Here is a 1,026-nt window from a genome sequence, read left to right as displayed (position 1 = left end):
TTGCCGTGCATCGGGTCGGTCACCCACGCGACCTGCGCACCCGACGCGGTGACCTTCTCCACCAGCACCGGCAGCTTGTCACGGACCTTGTCCGCACCCATCCGCACGATGAACGTCAGCCGCCCCGGCTCCCGCTCCGGATCCAGCCGGTCGACGTACGTCAACGCCTCCTCCGGCGTCGTCGTCGGACCCAGCTTGATCCCGATCGGATTGCGGATCTTCGACGCGAACTCGACGTGCGCCCCGTCCAACTGCCGGGTGCGCTCCCCGATCCACACCATGTGCCCCGAGGTGTCGTACAACGCCCCGGTCCGCGAATCCACCCGCGTCAGCGACGACTCGTAGTCCAGCAGCAGCGCCTCGTGCGAGGCGTAGAACTCCACCGTCCGGAACTCCGCCGGATCCGTCCCGCACGCCGCCATGAAGTTCAGCGCGTTGTCGATCTCCCGCGCCAACGCCTCGTAGCGCTGCCCCGACGGCGAGGACTTCACGAAGTCCTGGTTCCACGCGTGCACCTGCCGCAGATCCGCGTACCCACCGGTGGTGAACGCCCGCACCAGATTCAACGTCGACGCCGACGCGTGGTACATCCGCTTCAGCCGCTCCGGATCCGGCACCCGCTCCTTCTCGGTGAACGCGAACCCGTTGACCGAGTCCCCCCGGTACGTCGGCAGCGTCACCCCGTCCCGCGTCTCGGTCGGCTTCGAACGCGGCTTGGAGTACTGACCGGCGATCCGGCCCACCTTCACCACCGGCACCGACGCCGCGTACGTGAGCACCGCACCCATCTGCAGCAGCGTCTTGAGCTTGTTGCGGATCTGATCCGCCGACACCGCGTCGAACGCCTCCGCACAGTCCCCGCCCTGCAACAGGAACGCCTCACCCCGCGCCACCGCCGCCAACCGGGAACGCAACTGATCGCACTCCCCGGCGAACACCAGCGGCGGATACGACTGAAGCTCCGCGAGCACAGTGCGCAACGCCTCAGAGTCGGGGTACTCGGGCTGCTGCGCCGCGGGAAGGGAT

The 1,026-nt window shown here is 68.2% G+C and carries 1 protein-coding gene; it reads right to left on the bottom strand.

Annotated features, from left to right (window positions below):
* Positions 1 to 1,026, bottom strand: a 1,026-nt coding sequence (locus ABZ721_RS40945) for a 3-deoxy-7-phosphoheptulonate synthase class II (RefSeq protein WP_358793927.1), incomplete at both ends; no start/stop codon positions are given.

This window comes from Streptomyces sp. NPDC006733, assembly GCF_040636125.1.
Classification (GTDB): domain Bacteria; phylum Actinomycetota; class Actinomycetes; order Streptomycetales; family Streptomycetaceae; genus Actinacidiphila.
This window is presented reverse-complemented; position numbering and strand designations above follow the sequence as displayed.